This is a genomic window from Bradyrhizobium sp. MOS002 (assembly GCF_003020115.1).
GTDB lineage: Bacteria > Pseudomonadota > Alphaproteobacteria > Rhizobiales > Xanthobacteraceae > Bradyrhizobium.
Genome location: NZ_PYFX01000010.1, coordinates 187982 through 195832 on the forward strand (window position 1 = coordinate 187982; position 7851 = coordinate 195832).

Consider the following 7851-nt stretch of genomic DNA (forward strand, 5'->3'; position numbering starts at 1 on the left):
ACACAGAACCCGTTGGCTTTCAGGCGCTTCTCACTTCTTCTCGTTCGGATCGCGGTGAATGGGATCGACCCACAGCACGGTCTCGGGCTTCTCGACCGGCTCGATGTCGAGATTGATCGCCACCGCCTCGCCGTCGCTGCGCACCAGCACGCATTCCAGCACCTCGTCCGGGCTGGCGTTGATCTCCTGATGCGGCACATAGGGCGGAACGAAAATGAAGTCGCCGGGGCCGGCTTCCGCAGTGAATTGCAGGCTCTCGCCCCAGCGCATCCGCGCCTTGCCCTTCACGACGTAGATCACGCTTTCAAGATGGCCGTGGTGGTGCGCGCCGGTCTTGGCGTCGGGCTTGATGCTGACCGTGCCCGCCCACAATTTCTGCGCTCCGACGCGCGCGAAATTGATCGCAGCCGCGCGGTCCATGCCCGCGGTCGACGGCACGTTGGTATCGAGCTGGTTGCCGGGAATGACGCGCACGCCGTCATGTTTCCAGCGATCGTCGTGATCGTGGTCATGGTGGGAATGCGAATGGTCATGGCCGGTCATGAGAGTTGCTTTCTGTTGTTCCGCGTGCGGCAAACTAACCCAAAGCTGCGACATCGAGCCATAACAAAAACGGAACCCTCATAGCCGTCGGACGTTGTCCTGGCGAGCAAACCGCAGGAGAGTTTCATGGGTAGCACGACCGACAAGATCAAGGGCACCGCAAACGAGGCAATGGGCAAGGCCAAGCAGGGCATCGGTGAAGCCACCGGGTCCGAGCGCCTGAAGGGTGAAGGTGTGGTCCAGGAAGTGAAGGGCAAGGGCCAGCAGGCCATGGGCGATGCCAAGGACGCCGCGAAGGAGGCGGTTGATCGCGCCGCCGCTGCGGCCAAGCGCGCGACGGAATAGTACGTCCAGCATTGAGACAAAAACGAGACTGAAAGCGAAAGACCGGCCGAGAGGCCGGTCTTTTGTTTGTGGGCTTACTTCACCCCGAGCAATTCCACGTCGAACATCAGCGTCGCGTTCGGCGGGATCACGCCGCCTGCACCGCGGGCGCCATAGCCGAGTTGCGGTGGAATGATCAGCGTACGCTTGCCGCCGACCTTCATGGAGGCAACCCCCTCGTCCCATCCGGCGATGACGCGGCCCTTGCCGATCGGGAATTCGAACGGCTCGTTGCGGTCGACCGACGAGTCGAATTTCTTGCCCTTCTGGCCGTTCTCGTAGAGCCAGCCGGTGTAGTGCATCACGCAGATCTGGCCGGGCTTGGGCGAAGCGCCGGTGCCGGCGACGCTGTCGGTGATCTGCAAACCTGAAGCTGTGGTCATGGTCTTCCCTGCGGTCTGGGCCGAGGCCGTGGTGGAAACGAAATCGGACACGCCGGCGATCACGGTGATCGCGAGTGCCGACATGATGGCGAGGAGCACGCGCTGGAAACGCTGCATTAAGACACCTTCCGTTTGAGGCGGGAGGTGTCTAGCGCAACGAGGGTGTGGTTTCCAGCCGGAACGTTGGCAATTCTCGGCCTCGATCAATAACCCAGCGCGCAACCGTCCTTGCGCGGATCGGAACCGCCGGTGAGCGTGCCCTTGTCCCAGTCGATCCAGATCGCCTGCGCGCCGCCGAGCGGACCGACGACGCTGGAGGTCTTGTGGCCGAGTTTCTTCAGGCCTTCGACGATATCGGCCGGCACGCTGTCCTCGAGCTGGTACTGGCCTTCGTAGTGCAGGCCGCGCGGCATATCGATCGCCTCCTGCACGTCGCAGCCATAATCGAGAATGTTGGTCACGACATGGGTCTGGCCAACTGGCTGATACTGTCCGCCCATTACCGCGAACGGCATCACCGAGCGGCCGCCCTTGGTGAGCAGGCTCGGCATGATCGTGTGCAGCGGGCGCTTGCCTCCGGCGATGCAATTCGGGTGGCCAGGCTGGATGCGGAAGCCGCCCGCGCGATTCTGGAGCAGGATGCCGGTCTTGTTCGAGACGATGGCGGAGCCGAAGGAATGCGCGACCGAGTTGATGAACGAGCAGACGTTGCGGTCCTTGTCCACGACGGTGATGTAGATGGTCGAGGGGTTCATCGGCGGCGCGACGTTCGGCAGGTCGAGCATGCCGTCCATGCGGATCTTGTCGATGTGCTCGTTGCAATATTCCTTGGCGAGGATCTTGGCGACCTCGATCTGCATATGCTCGGGATCTGCGACATGCAGCTCGCGGTGCATGTAGGCGATGCGCGCGGCCTCGGCTTCGAGGTGGAAGCGCTCGATGCTGAGCGGCGCGTATTTCGTCAGGTCGAACCGCGACAGGATGTTCAACATCAGCAGCATGGTGAGGCCGGGTCCGTTCGGCGGGCACTGCCAGACGTCATAGCCCTTGTACATGGTGCCGATCGGCGTCGTCGTCTCGGTGGTGTGCGCAGCGAAATCGTCGAGCGTATGCAGGCCGCCGATTCCGCGCAGGGTCTCCACCATGTCTTCCGCGATCGGGCCCTTGTAGAAGGCGTCGCGGCCGTCCTTGGCGATCGCCCGCAGCGTCCTGCCGAGCTCCGCCTGGCGAATGACGTCGCCGGCTACCGGCGGCTTGCCGTGCGGCAACAGATACCGCTCCGTGTTGGTGCCACCCTTCAGCTTCTCGAACTGGTTCTTCCAGTCGAAGGCGATGCGAGGGGCGACGACGTAGCCTTCCTCGGCCGCCTTGATCGCAGGCTGAAGCAGCCGGTCGAAGCCGAACTTGCCGTGATCGCGCAAAACGGTCGCAAAGGCGTCGATCACGCCGGGGATCGAGACTGCATGCGCCGAGGTCAGCGGCACGGAGTTGATCTTGCGCTCGAGATACCAGTCGGCGTTCGCCGCCTTCGGGGCGCGGCCGGAGCCGTTATAGGCGATGATCTTACCCTCACCGCGCGGCTGGATCAGCGCAAAGCAGTCGCCGCCGATGCCGGTCGATTGCGGCTCGATCACGCCGAGAATGGCCGAGCCCGCGACGGCCGCGTCCACCGCCGTGCCGCCCTCGCGCAGCACCTCGATCGCGGCGAGCGACGCCTGCGGATGCGAGGTCGCCACCATCGCGTTGGTGGCGTGGACCGTGGACCTGCCGGGGAAATGGAAGTTTCTCATCGAATTCTTGCTCTCGTTGGGCGTCTGGCGCGGACGGCGCGCCGGCTCGGAAAACCGGGCCTACATGACACATTCCGGACCGCCGGGGCAATGCTGGCATGCCAGGGAAATGGCTGCCATCCGTTGGGAATAGAGCTGCTCGTTGCGGGTTTTCCGGGCACGCTGCGCCTGCTAAACGGGCGCCATGATTTACAAGGTCGCCGCCTTCTACCAATTCGCCGCCCTGCCTGATTACCGCGAGCTGCGCGAGCCGCTGCGCGCGTTCTGCGCCGGCTTGGCGCTGAAGGGCAGCGTGCTGCTCGCGCAGGAGGGCATCAACGGCACGGTCGCGGGCCCGGGCGAGGCGATCGACGCGCTCGCCCATGAGCTCGCGCATAGCGATATGTTCGGCGGCAGATTGAACAATCTCGAACTGAAGTTCTCGACCGCCGAGACGATGCCGTTCGGCCGGCTCAAGGTGCGGCTGAAGAAGGAGATCGTCACGCTCGGCGACGAAGCCGCCGATCCGACGCGGCAGGTCGGTACTTATGTCGATGCGGCCGAATGGAACGCGCTGATCGAAGCGCCCGACACGCTGGTGCTCGACACCAGGAACGCCTTCGAGGTGGCGATGGGGACGTTCGACGGCGCGGTCGACCCGGGCATCAGGAGCTTTGGCCAGTTCAAGGATTTCGCGGCCGAGCAGCTCGATCCCGCCAAACACCACAAAATTGCGATGTTCTGCACCGGCGGCATCCGCTGCGAGAAGGCGAGCGCGCACCTGCTCGCGCGCGGCTTTGCCGAGGTCTATCACCTCAAGGGAGGCATTCTCAAATATCTGGAAGAGGTGCCGGAGGCTCAGAGTCGCTGGCGCGGCGAATGCTTCGTATTCGACGAGCGTGTCGCGCTCGGCCATGGTTTGCAAGAATTTGGATTGCGCGAACGGGACAAGGACGCGGCACGTGACGAATGAATCAAGACGCTCGGCGAGCGCATCGACACGTTGGAGACGCGGCTCGCCTATCAGGACGACGCGATCGAGACGCTGAACCAGACCATCACCGCGCAGTGGAAGCAGATCGACGCGCTGACGCGGAGGATCGCAGAACTCGGCGAGCGGCTGCAAGAGGCCGAGGCGAATGCGCCGGGAGCCACCAATGAGCGTCCGCCGCATTATTGAGCTTGATTACTGACCGGACGCCTTGAGCAGGAGGTTGCTCACCTCGCCCGACATCATCAGCCGGTTGCGCCCGGCATCCTTGGCGGCATAGAGCGCCTGGTCGGCGGCCTCGATCAGCGAGACCACGCCGGCCGTGCGCTCCAGCGCCGGCCGGCAGGCAGCACCGCCGAGCGAAGCGGTAACGCAGCCAGCCGCATGGTTGCTGGTGTGGACGAGGCCCGCATCGCGGATCGCCCGTCGAATCCGGTCACCGATCAGGGCGCAGCCCGCAGCATCGGTGTTCGGCAGCAGCATGGCGAACTCCTCGCCGCCGTAACGCGCCGCCAGATCGCCGGAACGATGCATTTCGGCGGCGATGATCTGCGCCACCTGCCGGAGACAGGCATCGCCCGCGGGATGGCCGTATTCGTCGTTGTAAGACTTGAAGTGGTCGACGTCGATCATCAGCAAAGAGAGGCTGGAGCGCTCGCGATAGGCACGCGCCCACTCCTCCTTCAGCCGCTCATCGAAGCGGCGGCGATTGGCAAGCCCGGTGAGGCTGTCCTCGATCGCGAGCGTTTCGAGCCGGGTCTCGAGCTTCTTCTGCTCGGTAATGTCGCGCGAAATCGCGACCACGCCGTCGACGCCGCCATTCTCCTTGCGGGTCACCCGCATGGTCGATTCGAGCCAGACTTCGCCATTCTGCCGGTGCGCGTTGCGATAGGTGACGCGTACCTCCTCCTTCTCGCCGCGCTTCATGGCATCAACGAGAGCCTGGACCTGCGGCCGGTCGTCCGCATGAACGCCGGCGAGCGCGGGCGTTCCGACCAGTTGATTGGCGCGCCAGCCGACGACGCGGATCGACGACGGCGAGACATAGCGCAGCCGCTCGTCGAGCCCGATACGCGTCACCATATCGCTGGAGCCTTCGGCTAGAAGTCGGAAATGCGCTTCCTTCTCGACCAGCGCGGCCGCCATGCTCTGGCCCCACTGCAGCTGCCGCACCAGCACAGCACCGATGATCGCGATCAGCATGACCAGCGCGAGCACGTAGAGCATGCGGGATATCGCCGCAGAGCGCCAGGGCGCCAGCAGTTCGGCCTTATCGACGGTGGCGAGCAGGACGAGCGGATAGCGGCCAGAGCGTTTGAAGAAGCTGACGCGTTCGGCGCCGTCGAGCGGCGACTTGAAATGATAGGCGCCGCCCGGCCGCTGCAGGCCAGCGTCGCGGAACAGCGGCGTATCGGCAACGCTGCGGCCGACGAACCTGTCGTTGCTCGGGTTGCGCGCGATGATCAGGCCGTCGCCGTGCGTCAACGCCACCGAGCTGTTGCGGCCGATCTCGAACTGTTCGTAGAAATGCGAGAGATATCCCGAGCTGATGGTCGCGAGCACCACGCCGCCGAAGCTGCCGTCCAGCTTGTTGAAACGGCGGGACAGGGTGACGACCCACTCGCCGTCGAGCAGGCTCTTCACGGGCCGGCCGACATGGGGCTCCCGTTTCGGCGAGAGCTGGTGATAACGGAAGAACGCGTCGTCGTTGAGCGTCGAGCCAATCGTGCCGGGCGAGGTCAACCAGTTGCCGCGGTCGTCGATGATAGCGAGGCTGTGGATGCGCTCTATCGCCTTCTTGCGCGCCTCCAGCAGAGTTCGGAGCTTGACGATCGTGGCCGGCTCGGCGCCGTCCATCTCGAGCCGGCTGACGACGCCGACGACGCCTGAATCCAGGAGATCGAGGCTGTCCTCGGCATGCTGCGTCAGCGAGCGCGCAACGTTCGCCATCTCTGCCTCGGCGCCCTTGAGCACCGCATCGCGCGCCGCCCATTCCCGCCACCCGCTGACGCCGAGGATGGCCACGCAGGTCAGCGCGACGAACGCAGCCGCCCGCAGCGGCAGGCGGCTCCATCCGGCTCTTTGGGTCACAGCACTCATGCAGCAGAATTCTCCGAAGATCGGAAACTCTGCTGCTTCTGTTATTGAACTCTGAAACGCCGGGAGAAATATGCAGTGATGACCCCGGTTTTCCGTAGTCGTACGGACGCCGGAATCAGCGCATCGCTAACAAGGCATTAGCAAACCTATCGGAATCCGGCGCACCCGCCGCTAGCTGAAGATGGCCTTAACCTTGTCCCAGAGCGAGGGATTGTCGGCATCCGCATCGGCCTTCGAGGGCGTCGGCTGGGCGGCGCTCACGGGATCGGAAGCCGGAAAGCTATCTTTCAGCCCGGCGTCGAGCTTGGCGTGGCGGTCGGCAGCGAGCGCTTCGTGCAGATCGTCGGCGTGCTTGTCATGCGGCGCGGGGTTGAATGTCTCAGCCATGGTCTCGTCCTCCGTTGGCTGGTCAACGCGGTCCAATTGCGCTTGGTTCCCCTGTTCCGCTTCCGGCCGGGGCGGTGTATCAGGAGCCCTAACCATCTTCAGGACCGTTCGTGCCCCAGTCTGCGACAAAACCCTTCATCGACGTCCTCTCCGGCCAGCGGCAGGTCATTCCGCCGGTCTGGATGATGCGGCAGGCCGGCCGTTACCTGCCGGAATATCGCGAGGTGCGCGCCAAGGCCGGCGGCTTCCTCGATCTCTGCTTCAACCCGGAACTTGCCGCCGAGGTGACGCTGCAACCGATCCGGAGGTTCGGCTTCGATGCGGCCATCATCTTCTCCGACATCCTGGTGATCCCCTATGCGCTCGGACGTTCGGTGCGCTTCGAGGTCGGCGAGGGTCCGCGGCTCGAGCCGCTGGATGATCCCGCCAAGGTCGCGACGCTGGCGAAGCAAGCCGATTTCGGCAAGCTCGCGCCGGTGTTCGAGGCGCTCAAAATCGTGCGCGGCGCGCTCGATCCCAAGATCGCGCTGATCGGCTTCTGCGGCGCCCCGTGGACGGTGGCGACGTACATGGTCGCCGGCCAGGGCACGCCCGACCAGGCGCCGGCGCGGATGATGGCCTACCGGCATCCGGAGGCGTTCGCAGCTATCATCGACGTGCTGGTCGAGAACTCGATCGAATATCTGCTGGCGCAGCTTGCGGCCGGTGCCAACGCCTTGCAGATCTTCGACACCTGGGCCGGCGTGCTGCCACCCGTCGAATTCGCGCGCTGGTCGATCGAGCCGACCCGGCGCATCGTCGAAGGGGTGCGCGCCAAGGTGCCGGACGCGAAGATCATCGGCTTTCCGCGCGGCGCCGGCGCGCAATTGCCCGGCTTCGTCGAGGCGACCGGTGTCAACGCCGTCAGCATCGACTGGACCGCGGAGCCGGCCTTCATCCGCGAGCGCGTGCAAAGCAAAGTCGCGGTGCAGGGCAATCTCGATCCGCTGGTGCTGATCACAGGCGGCGCCGCGCTCGACCGCGCGGTCGACAATACGCTGGCGAATTTCGCGCAAGGGCGGTTCATCTTCAATCTCGGCCACGGCATCCAGCCTGAGACGCCGATCGCCCATGTCGAGCAGATGCTGAAGCGGGTTCGGGGGTAGAGGTCAGCACCTCTTTTGCGGCCATCCTTCGAGACGCGCGCAAGAGCGCGCTCCTCAGAGCCTGACTCAAAAAGCGTAGACGTCTTCAAGGTCTGGCCAAGCGGCGAGTTAAGAGCCTCAGATGGGCAGCGAGTAGCCAGGCGAGCTCG

At 64.5% G+C, this 7851-nt stretch carries 9 protein-coding genes; 4 read left to right on the forward strand and 5 right to left on the reverse strand.

Features of this window, described 5'->3' with window-relative positions; all coding sequences use genetic code 11:
• Nucleotides 1-30: 30 nt before the first annotated feature.
• Nucleotides 31-543 carry a cupin domain-containing protein gene (locus tag C7G41_RS26130; RefSeq protein WP_007606929.1) on the reverse strand — a complete coding sequence of 171 codons (513 nt, stop codon included), beginning with the start codon at nucleotides 541-543 and terminating at the stop codon, nucleotides 31-33.
• A gap of 126 nt (nucleotides 544-669) precedes the next feature.
• On the opposite strand from C7G41_RS26130, the gene C7G41_RS26135 reads away from it, so the two are divergent.
• The gene (locus tag C7G41_RS26135; protein ID WP_106945214.1) at nucleotides 670-888 is read left to right on the forward strand and encodes a CsbD family protein; all 219 of its coding nucleotides are present in this window, start codon (nucleotides 670-672) and stop codon (nucleotides 886-888) included.
• Between the two features lie 74 nt (nucleotides 889-962).
• Here C7G41_RS26135 and C7G41_RS26140 read toward each other — a convergent pair whose 3' ends face one another.
• Together C7G41_RS26140 and ggt are read right to left on the reverse strand one after the other, a co-directional pair.
• Nucleotides 963-1427 carry an FKBP-type peptidyl-prolyl cis-trans isomerase gene (locus C7G41_RS26140; protein WP_106945215.1) on the reverse strand — a complete coding sequence of 155 codons (465 nt, stop codon included), beginning with the start codon at nucleotides 1425-1427 and terminating at the stop codon, nucleotides 963-965.
• Between the two features lie 86 nt (nucleotides 1428-1513).
• Nucleotides 1514-3100, reverse strand: coding sequence for a gamma-glutamyltransferase (ggt, locus tag C7G41_RS26145; RefSeq protein ID WP_106945216.1), 1587 nt, complete (start codon nucleotides 3098-3100; stop codon nucleotides 1514-1516).
• Between the two features lie 184 nt (nucleotides 3101-3284).
• On the opposite strand from ggt, the gene C7G41_RS26150 reads away from it, so the two are divergent.
• Entirely contained in the window at nucleotides 3285-4052 is a 768-nt protein-coding gene (locus tag C7G41_RS26150; RefSeq protein ID WP_106945217.1) for a rhodanese-related sulfurtransferase, read from the forward strand.
• Entirely contained in the window at nucleotides 4053-4259 is a 207-nt protein-coding gene (locus C7G41_RS26155) for a SlyX family protein (protein WP_106945218.1), read from the forward strand.
• Between the two features lie 6 nt (nucleotides 4260-4265).
• On the opposite strand, the gene C7G41_RS26160 is transcribed toward C7G41_RS26155, so the two are convergent.
• Both C7G41_RS26160 and C7G41_RS26165 read right to left on the reverse strand, forming a co-directional pair.
• Nucleotides 4266-6170, reverse strand: coding sequence for a diguanylate cyclase (locus C7G41_RS26160; protein WP_106945219.1), 1905 nt, complete (start codon nucleotides 6168-6170; stop codon nucleotides 4266-4268).
• Between the two features lie 171 nt (nucleotides 6171-6341).
• On the reverse strand, nucleotides 6342-6557 hold the full coding sequence (locus C7G41_RS26165) for a hypothetical protein (protein ID WP_106945220.1): 216 nt from the start codon (nucleotides 6555-6557) through the stop codon (nucleotides 6342-6344).
• A 110-nt stretch (nucleotides 6558-6667) separates the two neighbouring features.
• On the opposite strand from C7G41_RS26165, the gene hemE reads away from it, so the two are divergent.
• Nucleotides 6668-7702, forward strand: coding sequence for a uroporphyrinogen decarboxylase (gene hemE / locus C7G41_RS26170; protein ID WP_106945221.1), 1035 nt, complete (start codon nucleotides 6668-6670; stop codon nucleotides 7700-7702).
• Nucleotides 7703-7851 lie beyond the last annotated feature (149 nt).